Annotated in this window: 15 protein-coding genes; all 15 read right to left on the bottom strand. The window is 69.8% G+C overall.

Translation table 11 applies throughout. The annotated features are described in order from the left end of the window. Positions 1 to 20: 20 nt before the first annotated feature. Entirely contained in the window at positions 21 to 290 is a 270-nt protein-coding gene (gene atpE, locus ACO0M4_RS02660) for an ATP synthase F0 subunit C (protein ID WP_016570924.1), read from the bottom strand. A 76-nt stretch (positions 291 to 366) separates the two neighbouring features. After that, complete coding sequence (gene atpB / locus ACO0M4_RS02655) at positions 367 to 1,161, bottom strand: F0F1 ATP synthase subunit A (protein WP_390014969.1); 795 nt, start codon at positions 1,159 to 1,161, stop codon at positions 367 to 369. A gap of 282 nt (positions 1,162 to 1,443) precedes the next feature. Then, positions 1,444 to 1,881 (bottom strand): hypothetical protein, encoded by a 438-nt coding sequence (locus ACO0M4_RS02650; protein WP_430367887.1) that lies wholly within the window; start codon positions 1,879 to 1,881, stop codon positions 1,444 to 1,446. 288 nt (positions 1,882 to 2,169) lie between these two features. Then, a complete protein-coding gene (locus ACO0M4_RS02645) occupies positions 2,170 to 3,510 on the bottom strand; it encodes an MraY family glycosyltransferase (protein WP_430367886.1) in 1,341 nt (446 codons plus the stop codon). Positions 3,511 to 3,628: 118 nt separating this feature from the next. Further along, entirely contained in the window at positions 3,629 to 5,017 is a 1,389-nt protein-coding gene (glyA, locus tag ACO0M4_RS02640; protein ID WP_430367885.1) for a serine hydroxymethyltransferase, read from the bottom strand. Between the two features lie 219 nt (positions 5,018 to 5,236). Continuing rightward, the gene (locus ACO0M4_RS02635; RefSeq protein ID WP_430367883.1) at positions 5,237 to 5,920 is read right to left on the bottom strand and encodes a protein-tyrosine-phosphatase; all 684 of its coding nucleotides are present in this window, start codon (positions 5,918 to 5,920) and stop codon (positions 5,237 to 5,239) included. Next, entirely contained in the window at positions 5,920 to 6,567 is a 648-nt protein-coding gene (locus tag ACO0M4_RS02630; protein ID WP_430367881.1) for an L-threonylcarbamoyladenylate synthase, read from the bottom strand. The genes ACO0M4_RS02635 and ACO0M4_RS02630 overlap by 1 nt, the downstream gene beginning before the upstream one ends. Positions 6,568 to 6,649: 82 nt before the next feature. Further along, the gene (gene prmC / locus ACO0M4_RS02625) at positions 6,650 to 7,495 is read right to left on the bottom strand and encodes a peptide chain release factor N(5)-glutamine methyltransferase (protein WP_430367879.1); all 846 of its coding nucleotides are present in this window, start codon (positions 7,493 to 7,495) and stop codon (positions 6,650 to 6,652) included. Positions 7,496 to 7,531: 36 nt separating this feature from the next. After that, positions 7,532 to 8,611, bottom strand: coding sequence for a peptide chain release factor 1 (gene prfA / locus ACO0M4_RS02620; protein ID WP_430367877.1), 1,080 nt, complete (start codon positions 8,609 to 8,611; stop codon positions 7,532 to 7,534). Between the two features lie 168 nt (positions 8,612 to 8,779). Then, positions 8,780 to 9,004: a 50S ribosomal protein L31 gene (rpmE, locus tag ACO0M4_RS02615; protein ID WP_430367875.1), complete on the bottom strand. Its 225-nt coding sequence runs from the start codon at positions 9,002 to 9,004 to the stop codon at positions 8,780 to 8,782. A 152-nt stretch (positions 9,005 to 9,156) separates the two neighbouring features. Next, positions 9,157 to 10,281 (bottom strand): LCP family protein, encoded by a 1,125-nt coding sequence (locus ACO0M4_RS02610; RefSeq protein WP_430367873.1) that lies wholly within the window; start codon positions 10,279 to 10,281, stop codon positions 9,157 to 9,159. 367 nt (positions 10,282 to 10,648) lie between these two features. After that, positions 10,649 to 12,703, bottom strand: a complete 2,055-nt coding sequence (gene rho, locus ACO0M4_RS02605; RefSeq protein WP_430367871.1) for a transcription termination factor Rho — start codon at positions 12,701 to 12,703, stop codon at positions 10,649 to 10,651. Between the two features lie 373 nt (positions 12,704 to 13,076). Beyond that, entirely contained in the window at positions 13,077 to 13,994 is a 918-nt protein-coding gene (gene thrB / locus ACO0M4_RS02600; RefSeq protein WP_430367869.1) for a homoserine kinase, read from the bottom strand. Between the two features lie 347 nt (positions 13,995 to 14,341). Next, on the bottom strand, positions 14,342 to 15,427 hold the full coding sequence (gene thrC / locus ACO0M4_RS02595; protein WP_430367867.1) for a threonine synthase: 1,086 nt from the start codon (positions 15,425 to 15,427) through the stop codon (positions 14,342 to 14,344). A gap of 8 nt (positions 15,428 to 15,435) precedes the next feature. Further along, positions 15,436 to 16,728 (bottom strand): homoserine dehydrogenase, encoded by a 1,293-nt coding sequence (locus ACO0M4_RS02590; protein WP_430367865.1) that lies wholly within the window; start codon positions 16,726 to 16,728, stop codon positions 15,436 to 15,438. Positions 16,729 to 16,732 lie beyond the last annotated feature (4 nt).

Raw genomic sequence — 16,732 nt, 5'->3', positions numbered from 1 at the left:
ATAGTCGATGTGGCTTCGGTTTACTTGTAGACGAAGCCCATGACGATGCCGATCAGGGCGAGCGCCTCACAGAAGGCGAAACCCATGATCTGGTTGGTGCGGATCAGGCCGGCGGCCTCGGGCTGACGGGCCAGGGCCTGGGTGCCGTTACCGAAGATGATGCCGACGCCGACGCCGGGGCCGATGGCGGCGAGGCCGTAACCGATGGCGGCGACGTTGCCGACGACCGTGGTCTTGGCGGAGTCACCGGCGGCGGCGAGGTGGTTGACCATCTCGAGAGCAGCGGACATGCCGTTACTTCCTTCTCGTTTCACGTACCGATGGGGGTTGGCCACCGGACAGCTATTGGGGTGGGAGGCGGGGTGCTCAGTGGTGCTCGGCGAGCGCGCCCTGGACGTAGTTGCAGGCCAGAAGGACGAAGACGTACGCCTGGACGGCCTGGATGAACAGCTCGAAGGCCGTCATCAGGAGGGTCATGATGAACGACGCACCGGCGTACACGAAGCCGATCCCGTTCAGCAGGTACCAGCTGGCGATGGTGAACATCAGGATCAGCAGGTGGCCCGCGAACATGTTCGCAAAGAGCCGTACCGCGTGGGTGAAGGGCCGGATGATCAGGTTCGAGAAGAGCTCGATGACCATGAGCAGCGGCAGGACCCAGCCGAGCGACTTGTCATAGCCGGAGAAGTTCTTGAAGGCGCCGACGAAGCCGTGCTTCTTGAAGGTGAGGAAGACCCACAGGATGTAGACGATCGCCGCCAGGCCGGCGGGGAAGGCGATCACCGACGTCACCGGGAAGGAGGCGACGGGGATGATCGACCAGATGTTCATCATCCACACGAAGAAGAACAGCGAGACCATGAAGGGGACGTACTTGTCACCCTCTTTCTTCCCCAGCGCGTCATAGACGAGCCCGCGGCGCACGAAGTCATAGCCCGCCTCGCCGATCATCTGAAGCTTTCCGGGAACCACCTTTGCCCGGCCGAATGCAGCCCAGAAGAACCACACAACAACGACCGTGCTGAGCAGAGCCAGCAGCATCGGCTTGTTGAACTCGAAGCCACCGATGGTGAAGAGCGGCTCGAAGACGAAGTTATGAAGCCCGGGAGCATCAAAGCCGCACCCGGAAAAGATGTGGCAGTCGGTCTCGAAGGCGAGCATCGTTTCAGCACTCACCGCGAGCTCCTTCAGCGTGGCGCATAGGTACGGCAACCTCGTTGTGTCGGCGCGGCGTTGAGCCACGGAGCGGCACTGGACTGGTCTTACGGATTAGGGGGCGGCTGGTCGGCACTGGGCCGGACCGAATCACAGGCATCGGCCGCGAGAACTTCCCGTTCCTGTTCGTGGACTCCGGGAGCTCAGCCGCCTGCGCCATCAGCGCCGCAGTAGTTGGCACCGGACGATAGCAGGCCCGCATGAGGCCATTTATCTCGGCCCTACGAGTCACGTCGGCGACCCCGCCGTCTCCGCCGTCTTGGCCTCCGCGGAGTCGGGGTCCACGTACAGGATCTTCGCCTTCATATGGCCGCGCGTCTGGGCGGCGATCCATACGAGGGTGGCGGCGAGCAGGGTGAACGCAAATGCCTTGGTATCGAAGAGCGTTGTGTCCTTGAAGGCGATGAGGAACACCGCCACGAACAGGATCTGCACGGTGTACAGCAGCAGTCCCATCATCTGGAACAACTGCGGAAGCTTCTTCGCGGTCTGCTGCAGGACGACGAGTCCTACGCCCATCACCAGCACCACCAGCACGGTGCCGAAGACGGCGCCGATCGCTCCCGTCGCACCCGCGGTGACACCGCTCACGGCAACGGCGATGGAGCCGGCGGCGACGGTGGGCACGACGGCGTGGAGGAGTAGTCGGGCGTCATTCGACTGCATGGTGGCGCTCCGGCAATGGGTGGGGGTGATGTCGTCAGGGACGAGCGTAGACCCGGCCTGAGGAAGAACCTGAGGCCAATGGACCGTCGCACTACGGTCCTTCGGCTCTGCCGCCGGGTTTCGTGAACGGTATCACAAACTATTTGATGAGGTCTTTACCTGGTTCGTGTGGATCCTGTCACACGTGAGAGTGAAGGCGCCCATAGGTGCACTGACGGGCCGTCGATTGTCTGGTATGGGGTCAACCATCCCGATTTCCCACGCACATTCGGGCGACAGCGCGACGCCTCAGTGATGACTCCCCGCCTTCCGGCGGTCCACGAAACGTGACCGGTCGCCGATCGCCGTGGCGCCGTGGATCCCGGCCGGAATCGGCGTCCGGGACTCCTCCCCCGACGCCTCGTCTGACGGGGCGTCGGCCCCGTGCTCGTCCGCTGACGCCGGCCCGCGGACGACCCGGCGGTACCGCGGCGGGACCAGTCGCTGGGCCCAGAGCGGGGCCCTCGGGGTGAAGCGCGGCAGCAGGAGCAGCACCAGGCCGACCGCGCTGAGCAGCACGATCCCCAGGACGATCCACATGCTGGCGTCGTTCGCCGAGTACGCCACCGCACCGAACGCGATCAGCGCCGACCAGAAGTACATGATCAGCACCGCGCGACTGTGGGAATGGCCGATCTCCAGCAGTCGGTGGTGCAGGTGCCCGCGGTCCGCTGCGAACGGCGACTGGCCCTTCCACGTCCTTCGCACAATGGCCAGAATCAGGTCGGCGACCGGCACCGCGATGATCGTCAGCGGCAGCAGCAGCGGGATGTAGACCGGCACCATCGCGTGGGTCGCCTCACGCAGACCGCCCGCCTTCTGGTTGAGCAGGTCCGGGTCGACCTGGCCGGTCAGCGAGACCGCGCCGGCCGCCATCACCAGGCCGATCAGCATGGAACCGGAGTCGCCCATGAAGATCCGCGCCGGGTGCATGTTGTGCGGCAGGAAGCCCAGGCACATGCCCATCAGAACGACCGAGAACAGGGTGGCGGGCGCCGCCGCCTCGATGCCGTAACCGAACCAGAGCCGGTACGTGTACATGAAGAACGCGGCCGCGGCGATGCACACCATGCCGGAGGCCAGACCGTCCAGGCCGTCCACGAAGTTCACCGCGTTGATGGTGATGACGACCAGCGCGACGGTCAGCAGCGTGCCCTGCATCGGCGTCAGCGCGACCGTGCCGATGCCCGGGACCGGGAGATACAGGATCGTCAGGCCCTGGAGGACCATCACGCCCGCGGCGATCATCTGGCCGCCCAGCTTGACCAGCGCGTCCACGCCCCACTTGTCGTCCAGCACGCCGAGGATCCAGATCAGCGCGGCGCCCGACAGCAGCGCCCGCGGCTCATTGGTCTCGAAGACGCTCTTGAGGTTGGTCAGGTGCGCGGCGACCAGCAGCCCCGCGCACAGCCCGCCGAACATCGCGATCCCGCCCAGCCGCGGAGTGGGCTCGCGGTGCACGTCACGGGCGCGGATCTCCGGCACCGCACCGGCTGCGATCGCGAACTTTCGCACCGGTCCGGTCAGCAGGTAGGTCACCGCGGCAGTGACGCACAGCGTCAGCAGGTATTCACGCACGGGCTGCCCCATCGAGATAGCTGGCCATCACAGCCCCACACCTTATGCGTGTCCGACCCCTGGTCGTGAATACAGGGGAACACCAGGAAGGACGCCACCGCCCCGCGGACGGTTCCGGAGCCCGCCCGGATCAGCCCTGATCCGGATACGGCGGGAATCGGCCGACCAGCCCGGCGACCGCGGCGCGCACCGCACCGTCCTCCCTCAGCGCCGCCCCGATCAGCTCGGCGATCCGGTGCATTTCGGCCTCGCCCATCCCCTGGGTCGTCACCGCCGCGGTACCCAGCCGGATCCCGGTCGGGCAGGCCCCGGACGCCGCGGGCACCCCGGCGCACGGCAGCGCGCAGGTGTCCAGCACGACCCCGGCGGCGGCCAGCAGGCCGCGGGCGGTGCGCGCGTCCACGCCGAGCGGGGTGCTGTCCGCGGTGATCAGGTGGGTGTCGGTGCCGCCGGTGGTGACCGTCAGGCCCTCCCCGGCCAGCGCGTCCGCCAGCACCCGGGCGTTGGCGATCACCTGATGGGCGTAGGTCCGGAACGCCGGTCGGGCGGCCTCCGCGAACGCCACCGCCTTGGCGGCGACCGCGTTCATCTGGGCACCCCCTTGGGTGAACGGGAACACCGCACGGTCGATGCGCTCGGCCAGCCGCGCCCGGCACAGGATCATCCCGCCGCGCGGCCCGCGCAGCACCTTGTGGGTGGTCGCGCACACCACGTCGGCGTACGGGACCGGGCTGGGCGCCGCACGGCCGGCGATCAACCCCATCGGGTGCGCCACGTCGGCGATGAGGTAGGCGCCGGTCTCGTCGGCGATGTCGCGGAACGCCGCGTAGTCGATGTGCCGCGGGTAGGAGATCGAGCCGCAGACCAGGGCCTTCGGCCGCCGTTCGCGGGCCAGTGCGCGGATCGCCTCGTAGTCCAGCAGCCCGCTCTCCTCGTCGACGCCGTAGCCCGCGAAGTCGAACCACCGGCCGGAGAAGTTGGCCGGCGAACCGTGGGTGAGGTGCCCGCCGTGCGGCAGGGACATCGCCAGGACGGTGTCCCCGGGGCGCAGCAGGGCGGCGTAGGCGGCCAGTACGGCCGAAGACCCCGAGTGGGACTGGACGTTGGCGTGTTCGGCGCCGAACAGGGCCTTGGCGCGCTCCACCGCGATCCGCTCGGCGAGGTCGACGATCTCGCAGCCGCCGTGGTGCCGGGCGCCCGGATAGCCCTCGGCGTACTTGTTGCTCAAGGGCGAGCCGAGGGCGGCCAGGACCGCGGGTGAGGCGAAGTTCTCGGCGGCGATGAGTTGGAGCCCGTCGCTCTGCCGGGCGCTCTCCGCGAGCAGCACGCCGGCGATCTCCGGATCCTGGCTCAGCAGTGCGGCGAAGTCCGGGGAGCCGGGCGGCCGGGTGAGGTCGTCGCGGGCGGCGGTCCGCGCCTGTTGCTGGGCGGTTTCGGCCGCCGCGGCGATCCGGGGCTCAGCGGCCGCGGTGCGGTCGGCGGGGGACGTACGGCGAGATGACGCGGTGGTGGCGGGCATCGCTGGCTCCGGGCCTCGTACGGGGACCAGGGCACGTCTGCCGTGCCCCCAGGGCCCGTCCGAACCCTGATCGCCCAGGCAGGCCCCAATCCCAATGTAGGCGCGGTACGGGGATCGGGCGCGACGGGCGGGGCATCGGGGTCCCGGGGCCGGTCCACGGGCCGCACAGGGGCCACCAGGGCCGTTCCCCGGGCGTTCCGGGGCGGGCCCTACGTCGATCTACGCCGGTGCCGGGACCCCGGTCAGGGCCGTGACGACCGGATCGAGCGCGCGGTTGATCTCGTCGCCGATGGAGCGGAAGAACGTGATCGGTGCGCCGTAGGGGTCGTAGACCTCGTCGGACTCCGGGTTGGGAGCCAGCAGCCAGCCGCGCAGTGCGGCGGCCGCGCCGACCAGCGCGCGGGCGCGCTCGACCAGCCCGCCGTCCGGCAGGTCCGGGTCGGGCGCCGGCAACGTGGCCGGATCTATGGCGCGAACCAGGCGGTTGAACTCCTTCAGCGTGAAGGTCCGTAGCCCGGCGGAGTGCCCCATCGAGATGACCTGCGCACGGTGGTCGCGGGTGGCGGTGAGCACCAGGTCGGCCCGGATGACGTGCTCGTCGAGCAGCTCGCGGCCGATGAAGCCGGCCGGGTCCGCGCCGTAGTCGGCAAGCACGGTCGCGGCATGCGCCTCCATCGGGGCGCCCTCATGGCCCCAGGTGCCCGCGCTCTCCACGAGCAGCCCGCAGCGACGGACATCGCCCAGCCGCTCCTCCAGGGCGTGGCGGTGCAGCCGCTCGGTGATCGGCGAGCGACAGACGTTGCCGGTACTGACGTGGAGGATCCGGAAACAGGCCGTGGGGTCCGCCGGGGCGGACCGGGTGTCGTCGCCTGGTCCCGCTATGCCACGCCCCGGGGGCGGCATCAATTCGCCACCTCGAGCTCGGGGACCACCTTGCGCAGTTCCTCGGCGCTGATCGCGCCCTCGCGCAGCAGCACCGGCACCTTGCCGGTGACATCCACGATCGAGGACGGCACGGCGGCGGGCGTCGGGCCGGCATCGAGGTAGACGGAGACCGAGTCGCCGAGCATCTCCTGGGCGGCGTCGCAGTCCTGCGGCGACGGGTGGCCGGTGAGGTTGGCGCTGGAGACCGCCATCGGGCCGAACTCGCTCAGCAGCTCGATCGCGACCGGGTGCAGCGGCATCCGCACGGCGACCGTGCCGCGGGTCTCGCCCAGGTCCCAGGTCAGCGACGGCTGGTGCTTGGCGACGAGGGTGAGCGCCCCCGGCCAGAACGCGTCGACCAGCTCCCATGCCTGCTCGGAGAACTCGGTGACCAGGCCGTGCAGGGTGTTGGGGGACCCGACCAGGACCGGGGAGGGCATCCCTCGACCGCGGCCCTTCGCCTCCAGCAGGTCGCCGACGGCCTCCGGGCTGAAGGCGTCCGCACCGATGCCGTAGACGGTGTCGGTCGGCAGCACGACCAGCTCGCCGCGGCGGACGGCCGAGGCGGCCTCACGCAGGCCGGTCGCGCGGTCGGTCGCGTCGCTGCAGTCGTATCGCCGTGCCATTAGCGGTCCTCCTCATGCGGAACGGTTACGCGGAACGAATACTGCGGATGCATCGGCTGCCTCGGCGCCGGAGTGGGGCGGCTCATGGCGTCGCCCGGCGCGCGGTGGCGAATCGGGGCCGGTTGTTGAGGTCGGGGTGGTCGGCCGCGTCCGCCCAGCCCTGCTCCTCGTTGAAGATCCACGGCACCTGCCCGCCCTGGGTGTCGGCGTGCTCGACGACGACCACGCCGCCGGGCCGCAGCAGGCGGTGTGCGGTCCGCTCGATGCCCCGGATGGTGTCCAGACCGTCCTCGCCGGAGAACAGCGCCAGCTCCGGGTCGTGGTCCCGGGCCTCGGGGGCGACGTACTCCCACTCGGTGAGCGGGATGTACGGCGGGTTGGAGATCACCAGGTCGACCTGCCCGTCCAGTTCGGGGAGCGCGGTGAACGCATCGCCGTGGTGGAGAACGACGCGGGACCCCTCGACGTTCTTGCGGGCGAAGGTCAGGGCCTCCTCGGAGAGCTCCACGGCGTGCACCCGCGACCGCGGGACCTCCTGCGCCAGGGCGAGGGCGATCGCCCCGGAACCGGTGCAGAGGTCGACGATCAGGGGCTCGACAACGTCCATGGCGCGCACCGCGTCTATGGCCCAGCCGACCACCGACTCGGTCTCCGGGCGGGGTACGAACACCCCTGGCCCGACGGCGAGTTCGAGGTAGCGGAAGAACGCCCGACCGGTGATGTGCTGGAGGGGCTCGCGCGCCTCACGGCGTGCGATGGCCTCCCAATAGCGGGCGTCGAAGTCCGCGTCGGGGACCGTGTGCAGCTGGCTGCGCTTGACGCCGTGCACATGCGCGGCCAGCTCCTCCGCGTCGAAGCGCGGTGAGGGCACGCCGGCGTCGGCCAGCCGCTGGGTGGCCTGGGCCACCTCCGCGAGCAGCAGGTTCACTGGTCCTCCAGCCGATACGTCCTGGGTCTTGCGGTCTTACTGGGCGGCGGCGAGCTTGGCCGCCGCGTCGGCGTCGATGCACGCCTGGATGACCGGGTCCAGCTCGCCGTCGAGCACCTGGTCCAAGTTGTACGCCTTGAATCCCACCCGGTGGTCCGAGATCCGGTTCTCCGGGAAGTTGTACGTGCGGATGCGCTCCGAGCGGTCCACCGTGCGCACCTGGCTGCGCCGGGCGTCCGACGCCTCCCGCTCGGCCTCCTCCTGGGCCGCGGCCAGCAGCCGCGAGCGGAGGATGCGCAGTGCCTGCTCCTTGTTCTGGAGCTGGCTCTTCTCGTTCTGGCAGGACACCACGATGCCGCTGGGCAGGTGGGTGATCCGGACCGCGGAGTCGGTGGTGTTGACGGACTGGCCGCCCGGCCCCGAGGAGCGGTAGACGTCGATCCGCAGGTCGTTGGGGCCGATCTCGACCTCGACCTCCTCGGCCTCCGGCGTGACCAGCACTCCGGCCGCGGAGGTGTGGATCCGGCCCTGCGACTCGGTGGCGGGCACCCGCTGCACGCGGTGCACCCCGCCCTCGTACTTCAGTCGCGCCCAGACACCCTGTCCCGGCACGGTGGCACCGCCGCCGCCCTTGGTCTTCACCGCGACCTGGACGTCCTTGTAGCCGCCGAGGTCGGACTCGTTGGCGTCGAGGATCTCGGTCTTCCAGCCGGCCCGCTCGGCGTACCGCAGGTACATCCGCAGCAGGTCGCCGGCGAACAGCGCGGACTCCTCGCCACCCTCACCGGCCTTGACCTCCAGGATGACGTCCTTGTCGTCGCTGGGGTCGCGCGGGACGAGCAGCAGCCGCAGCTTCTCGGTGAGCTCCCCGCGGCGGACGTCCAGCTCCTTGACCTCGTCGGCGAAGTCCGGGTCGTCCGCGGCCAGTTCCCGAGCGGTCTCGATGTCGTCGCCGGTCTGCTTCCAGGCACGGTACGTCGCGATGATCGGGGTCAGCTCCGCGTAGCGCTTGTTGAGCCGCATGGCCTCGCGCTGGTCCGCGTGGACCGCGGGGTCGGCCAGCCGCTTTTCAAGGTCGGCGTGCTCGCCGACCAGTTCCTCGACCGCCTCGAACATCGTGTGTTCCTCTGCTGACTGCTGGTGTGGCTTCCCGGGGTGGCTGTGCCCCGTTGCCGCTGTGCGGCGGGCCGGACCCGGGCCGGGAGGCAGAGGGTCCGGACGACAAAGACGCCGGTCCGGTCCCCCCTGTCCGGGGGCGACCGGAGACCGGCGCCTTGCGGGTCGCTACTTCTTGGCGGCCGCGGCGGACTTGCCGAAGCGGGCCTCGAAGCGGGCCACACGGCCGCCCGTGTCCATGATCTTCTGCTTGCCCGTGTAGAACGGGTGGCACTCCGAGCAGACGTCGGCGCGGATGGCGCCGCCGGCAACGGTGCTACGGGTGGTGAAGGACGCGCCACAGGTGCAGCTGACCTGGGTCTCGACGTACTCCGGGTGGATGTCGCGCTTCAAGGGATTCTCCTAGGTTCGGGAGTGCACCGGGTCGTGGCGCGGATTGCGTCACGTGAACCGGGGCCGACGGTCCAGTCTGCCAGCACTGGCCGTATCTCCCAAAACCGGGGTACGGCCTCCACTATTCCCGGGCGGCTCGGGGGCGATGGCGACTACTTGACGTAGTTGGCCGTGCCACCCTTGTCACCTGCGGAGCCCTTGATCGCGGCCTTAGGAATGGCCTGGTCGTGGCGGAGCGCGTCCCAGACCTTCCGGCCCTGGGTGGCCAGAGGCAGCACCCGGTCGGGGTTGACCGGGTCGTAGGCCACCGGGAGCGTCACCATGTCGATGCCGTCGGACGAGATCCCGCCGAGCTCCTTGGCCAGGCCGGTCAGCGCGGTGACCGAGTTGAGGTCGGTGTCGGTGGTGACGGCCTTGGTGGCGGTGTCGGCGATGTCGTAGAGCTTGGCCGGGTTGGAGAGCACGCCGACGCTGCGGACCTGCTTCATCAGCGCCTTGACGAAGGTCTGCTGGAGCTGGATCCGGCCCAGGTCGCTGCCGTCGCCGCCGGGGACGCCGTGCCGGGTGCGGACCAGGCCGAGGGCGTCCTCGCCGTTGAGGGTGTGCTTGCCGGGCTGCAGGTGCAGGTGGCTGTACTTGTCGTTGATCGCCTTGGTGGTGGTGATGTCCACCCCGCCCAGGGCGTCGATGAGCTTCTTGAAGCCGGTGAAGTCGACCTCGACGAAGTGGTCCATGCGGATGCCGCTCATCGACTCGACGGTCTTGACGGCACAGGCCGGGCCGCCGACCTCGAAGGCGGTGTTGAACATCGCCCGGTGCTGCCCGGGGACGGTCTGACCGTCCTTGGTGCAGGTGGGCCGGGTGACCAGGGTGTCCCGCGGGATGCTGACGGCGCTGGCCTTCTGGTGGCCCTTGTAGACGTGCACGACCATCGCGGTGTCGGAGCGCGCCCCGCCTTCGTCCTTGCCGTAGGAGGCGTTCTTGCCGGAGCGGGAGTCGGAGCCCATGACGAGGATGTCCATCGAGCCGTTGTCGAGGTTCTTCGGACGGTCCTGGCCGAGGGCGGCGTTGATGTCGACGCCCTTGAGGTTGCCGTTGAACTTGAAGTAGAGGTAGCCGAGCCCGGCGCCGCCGAGCAGGACGGCGCTGACCAGCGCGCACAGCGTGATGGTCAGGACCCGGCGGCCCCGGGTCGGGGCCTTGCGCCGCTGGCCGGTGGCACGCAGGGCCCGGCCCCGGTCTCCGGCCTTCCCCGCGGTCCCGTCGCTCTGCGCCATCTGTTCCTCAGTCCTTCGTCGGTCGACTGCTCTGGCCGTCCCCCTGCCGCAGGCAGTTGATTGCCTAGTCAGACGGGAGGCTGTCCGGAAGGGTTGCACAGCGCGTTATGAGCGTTTTCTTAGAAAGCCTGGGCGTCCGGAGCCGGCGTACGGGCTCCGGGGCGGCTCTCACCAGGGCTTTCGCCGCGTCGCACCGGCCGACGGAAACTGCGTACGCCGTACGGATCTGTGCGAAAGGTCTCAAGCGGGGCACGGCGCCGCGCGGCACAGGTCACACCCGGGGCGCGGGGCGGAACGGAAACGGCCGGGCCCCCTCACCCGCGGGGGGTGAGGGGGCCCGGTCGTGCGTGCGGCGCGGCCGCGGGCGTCAGTCGTTGCCGTTGCCCGTGGTCGGCGTCGTCTTCTGGATCTGGAGCAGGAACTCCGCGTTGGACTTCGTCTGCTTCATCTTGTCCAGCAGCAGCTCGATGGCCTGCTGCTGGTCCAGCGCGTGCAGCACCCGACGCAGCTTCCACACGACGGCCAGCTCGTCGCTGCCCATCAGGATCTCTTCCTTACGGGTGCTGGACGCGTCCACGTCCACCGCCGGGAAGATGCGCTTGTCGGAGAGCTTGCGGTCGAGCTTGAGCTCCAGGTTGCCGGTGCCCTTGAACTCCTCGAAGATCACCTCGTCCATCCGCGAGCCGGTCTCGACCAGCGCGGTGGCCAGGATGGTCAGCGAACCGCCGTCCTCGATGTTGCGCGCGGCACCGAAGAAGCGCTTCGGCGGGTAGAGCGCGGTCGAGTCGACACCACCGGACAGGATGCGGCCGGAGGCGGGCGCCGCGAGGTTGTACGCGCGGCCCAGGCGGGTGATGGAGTCCAGCAGGACGACCACGTCGTGGCCCAGCTCGACGAGACGCTTGGCGCGCTCGATGGCGAGTTCGGCGACGGTGGTGTGGTCCTCGGCCGGGCGGTCGAAGGTCGAGGAGATGACCTCGCCCTTGACCGACCGCTGCATGTCGGTGACTTCCTCCGGACGCTCGTCGACGAGGACGACCATCAGGTGGCACTCGGGGTTGTTGCGGGTGATCGAGTTGGCGATCGCCTGCATGATCATGGTCTTGCCGGTCTTCGGCGGGGCCACGATCAGACCGCGCTGGCCCTTACCGATCGGCGTGATCAGGTCGATGATTCGGGTCGTCAGACCGCCCGACTCACCTTCCAGGCGCAGCCGCTCCTGCGGGTAAAGGGGCGTCAGCTTCCCGAACTCCGCGCGCTGGCGGCCCTGTTCGGGCGCCATGCTGTTGACGCTGTCCAGGCGCACCAGGGCGTTGAACTTCTCGCGCCGCTCGCCGTCCTTGGGCTGACGGACCGCACCGGTGACGTGGTCGCCCTTGCGCAGACCGTTCTTGCGGACCTGGGCGAGCGAGACGTACACGTCGTTCGGGCCGGGCAGGTAGCCGGAGGTCCGGATGAACGCGTAGTTGTCGAGGATGTCGAGGATGCCCGCGACGGGGATCAGCACGTCGTCGTCGGCCACCTGCGGCTCGTTGGTGAACTCCTCGCGGCCACGGCGCCCGCGGCGGTCGCGGTAACGGCCGCGCCGACCGCGCCGACCGCCCTCGAAGTCCTCGTCGTCGCCGTCCCGGCGGTCCCGCTGACGGTTGCCGCCCTGGCCGCCGCCGTCACCCGCGTCGACCTTGCGACGGTCACGGTCACCGCGGTCACGGTCGCCACGGTCACGGTCACCGCGTTCACGGTCACCGCGGTCGCGCCGACCACGCTCGCCCTTCTGACCGCGCTCCTGGCGGTCCCCGCGCTCCTGGCGCTCGGCACCCCTGGCGGACCGGCCCTCGCCGGCCTCCTGCGGGGCGACCGCGGTCTCGGTGCGGACCTCGGTCTTGACCGCGGTGGCGGCCTCGGCCTTGGCCTCGGTGCGGACGTCGGCGTCCGGGCTGCCCGCGGGGGCGGTGGCCCGACGGCGGCGACGCTCACCGGCCGGCGCCTCGTCGCTGACGGGCTGGCCCGGGATGTCGATCTGCTGCTGGGTCCCGGACTTCTCCGCCACCTTGGTCGACTTGGCGGCCTTCTCGGTCTTTGCGGCCGACTCGGCACCGTCCTCGCCGGTGCGGGCCTTGGAGGTCGTACGGCGCTTGGGCTTGGTCTCGGTGTCGGCGGGCGCATCGGCCTTGGCTGCGGTCCCGGAGCCGGCGGTCTGCTTCTCCTTGATGACCTCGATCAGCTGGCTCTTGCGCATCCGCGCGGTGCCCTTGATACCGAGGCCGGAGGCAATCTGCTGCAGCTCTGCCAGGACCATGCCCTCAAGGCCGGTGCCGGAACGGCGGCGCCGCGTGGTGGCAGGCGCGGCGGGAGCGTCCGTGGCGGGCGTGGTGGCACTGCCATCGGTGCGCGCGCCCATCAGATCGGTGGTGTCGCTCACGAAGGGTCCTTCCCTGGAGCGGGCGTCGGCCTGTCTGGCTCGGCGACCGGTTGTGCTGTCCGGCTGGGTCCTTGGTCTTGCGGACCGGGCCGGGGCGGTGGTCCCGCCGGATACGGCGGAAAGATCAATTCAGGGCTCCGGCGTGAAGATCTGGGGTGTGACTGTTGTCGTCACGCCGATTCCGGAGCGTGCTCACTTCTGCTCAGGCCATTGCTCCAAGCAGTTTGGGAGGCTCCCGGAAGAAAGTGGTCCCGATGGGGGACACGAAGCACCGCGCCACACTGGCGTCGAGTACTGACTTGAGGTTAACACTACCGGATCCAACAAACATTCCCCCTCTCAAAGACCGGCAATCGTCGATCACTGGTCGTGGTCACCCGGCGAGCGGCAGCACACACGTACCGGCCGCGTCGAGGGTCAGCCGATTGGCCGCCCACCCCTCTCCCGCCAGCGCCGCGACCTTGTCGGCCGCCGCTTCTTCGACCAGTGCGAGCACCGTCGGGCCCGCACCGGAGATGACTGCGGGGACGCCGTCCGCGCGCAGTCGGTTCACCAGGGCCGTGCTCTCCGGCATCGCGGGGGCGCGGTATTCCTGGTGAAGTCGGTCCTCGGTCGCGGCGAGCAGCAGCTCGGGGCGCCTGGTCAGGGCCTCGACGAGCAGTGCGGCGCGACCGGCGTTGACCGCGGCGTCCACATGCGGGACGGTACGCGGCAGCAGTCCGCGAGCGGTCTCGGTCAGCACCGGTTTTCCGGGCACGAAGACCACCGGAACGATGGAATCAGCGGGATCCATCCGGATCGCCCGGGCGGTGCCGGTTTCCATCCAGGCAAGGGTGAAACCGCCGAGCAGACAGGCCGCGACGTTGTCGGGGTGGCCCTCGATCTCGTTGGCGAGTTCCAGCAGCGCGGCGTCGTCGAGTTTCTGCTCGCCGCCTATGGTCACGGCGCGGGCGGCGACGATCCCGGCACAGATGGCGGCCGACGAGGAACCCAGACCGCGGCCGTGCGGAATGCGGTTGGCGCAGACGATCTCCAGGCCGCGCGGCTGCCCGCCGAGCAGGTCGAAGGCGGTGCGCATGGCCCGTACGAGCAGGTGGCTTTCGTCGCGCGGCAGTGTGTCGGCCCCCTCGCCGGCGATGTCTACGTGCAGACCGGAGTCGGCCACCCGCACCACGACGTCGTCATACAGGCCCAGGGAAAGTCCCAGGGCATCAAAGCCGGGGCCGAGATTGGCGCTGGTAGCGGGGGTGCGCACCCGGACGGCGGCGGCGCGAAACGCGGGACCGGCCATCGCTCGATGACTCTCCTTGATTGAAACTGCGGTACTGCCCCCGAGCACAGCGCCGCGGCACCGAGGTGCCTGGCCGGCTCGTGGGGTCTGTTCTGACCTGCCCTGCGCACCACTGCGTTATGCCGTGGGGAGGGGAGTTGGGTGCCAGCCTATCGAAGGAAGGTTCTGTCGCGACATAGGGCGCACAGGAGGCGCACGATGCGTGTCGCGCGCCACCACATGCCCCAACACCGCCTTTGCAGTGTTTGCCCGGGCTTTGCGCAAGGTGCCGTACGGGGGACGGCGGGCGACTGGCCGGCCCGTCGTCCCCGTACGTATCCGCAGGTCCCGGGGGGTGTCCGGGACGGTCAGCCGAGGCCGAGTCGCTCGGCGGCGGCGTCCGCGTCGATCGGGACCGTGACCGGCTGCGGGGCACCGGCCACCGCCCAGTCCGGATCCTTGAGGCCGTTGCCGGTGACCGTGCAGACGATCCGCTGGCCGGGGTCGACCTTGCCCTCCTCGGCGGCCTTGAGCAGACCGGCGACCGAGGCGGCCGAGGCAGGCTCCACGAAGACGCCCTCCTTCGCGGCCAACAGGCGGTAGGCAGCGAGGATTTGACGGTCCGTCACCTCATCGATGAGGCCGCCGGACTCGTCCCGGGCGCGCTCGGCGAACTCCCACGAGGCGGGGTTGCCGATCCGGATCGCGGTGGCGATGGTGTGCGGGTCCTTGACGACCTCACCGCGCACGATCGGGGCGCTGCCGGATGCCTGGAAGCCCCACATCCGCGGGGTGTGCGCGGCGATGCCGTCGGCCGCGTACTCCCGGTAGCCCTTCCAGTAGGCCGTGATGTTGCCGGCGTTGCCGACCGGCAGCACATGGATGTCCGGGGCGTCGCCGAGCATGTCGACGATCTCGAAGGCGGCGGTCTTCTGCCCCTCGATGCGCACCGGGTTAACGGAGTTCACAAGTGCGACCGGGTACTTCTCGGAGAGGCTCCGGGCCAGCGTCAGACAGTCATCGAAATTTCCGTCGACCTGGAGGATCTTGGCGCCGTGTACCAGCGCCTGGCCCATCTTGCCGAGCGCGATCTTGCCCTGCGGGACCAGTACCGCGCAGACCATCCCGGCCCGGACCGCGTAGGCGGCGGCCGAGGCGGAGGTGTTGCCGGTGGAGGCGCAGATGACCGCCTTGGCGCCCTCCTCCTTGGCGCGGGTGATGGCCATCGTCATCCCGCGGTCCTTGAAGGAGCCCGTGGGGTTGGCACCCTCGACCTTGAGATGCACCTCGCAGCCGGTGCGCTCGGACAGCACCTGGGCCGGTACGAGAGGCGTACCGCCCTCTCGGAGGGTGACGACCTCGGTCGTGTCGCTGACCGGAAGCCGGTCACGGTATTCCTCGATGATTCCGCGCCACTGACTGCTGGTGGTGGTCACGGTGGAATTGGCAGACATGGGTTCCTTTACTCCCCTTCGACCCGCATGATGCTGACGACACCGCGGACGGTGTCCAGCTCGCGCAGTGCCCCGACCGTCGACGACAGGGCCGCGTCGGTCGCTCGGTGGGTGACGACGACGAGGTCGGCCTCGCCGTCCTTCCCCTGCTGACGGACCGTATCGATCGATACGCCGTGTTCGGCGAAGACCGTCGCGACCTGAGCCAGAACGCCCGGCTTGTCGGCCACGTCGAGACTGATGTGGTAGCGGGTGACGACCTCACCCATGGGGCTGACGGGCAGCGCGGTGTACGCGGACTCCCCCGGCCCGGTGGCACCGGCGAGCTTGTTGCGGCAGACCGCGACGAGGTCGCCGAGGACCGCGGAGGCGGTCGGCGAACCGCCCGCACCCGGCCCGTAGAACATCAGCTGGCCGGCCGCGTCGGCCTCCACGAAGACCGCGTTGTACGCCTCGCGCACGGAGGCCAGCGGGTGCGTCAGCGGAATCATCGCCGGGTGCACCCGCGCGGTCACCGACGCACCGTCCGCGGCCCGCTCGCAGATGGCCAGCAGCTTGACGGTGCAGCCCATCCGCTTGGCGGAGGCGATGTCCGAGGCGGTGACCTCGGTCAGCCCCTCGCGGTGCACGTCGTCGATGGTGACGCGGGTGTGGAAGGCGATCCCGGCGAGGATCGCGGCCTTGGCGGCGGCGTCGAAGCCCTCGACGTCGGCGGTCGGGTCGGCCTCGGCGTACCCCAGCGCGGTGGCCTCGTCGAGCGCCTCACTGTAGCCGGCGCCGGTGGTGTCCATCTTGTCGAGGATGAAGTTGGTGGTGCCGTTGACGATGCCCAGGACGCGGTTGACCTTGTCCCCGGCGAGCGACTCGCGCAGCGGCCGCACCAGCGGGATCGCGCCGGCGACCGCCGCCTCGTAGTACAGGTCGGCGTTGTGCTTCTCGGCCGTCGCGTGCAGTGCGGCACCGTCGGCCGCCACCAGCGCCTTGTTGGCCGAGACCACGCTCGCACCGTGCTCGAAGGCGGTGGTGATCAGCCCGCGGGCTGGCTCGATCCCGCCGATCACCTCGATGACGACGTCGATGTCGCCGCGTTTGACGAGGGCGGTCGCATCGGTGGTGATCAGCTCGGCCGGGATCCCGGCCCGCACCCGCTCCGGGCGGCGGACGGCGATCCCGGCGAGCTCCACGGGCGCGCCGATGCGGGCCGCGAGGTCGTCGGCGTGCGTCGTCATGATGCGCGCCACCTCTGAGCCGACCACACCACAGCCCAGCAGCGCCACCTTCAGCGGACGCGTACGCATCATTCGA

The sequence above is a fragment of the Streptomyces sp. RGM 3693 genome (assembly GCF_050471125.1).
In the GTDB taxonomy this organism is placed as follows: Bacteria; Actinomycetota; Actinomycetes; order Streptomycetales; family Streptomycetaceae; genus Streptomyces.
The sequence above is the reverse complement of the archived record's forward strand: the minus strand, read 5'-3'. Positions and strand labels throughout refer to the sequence as shown.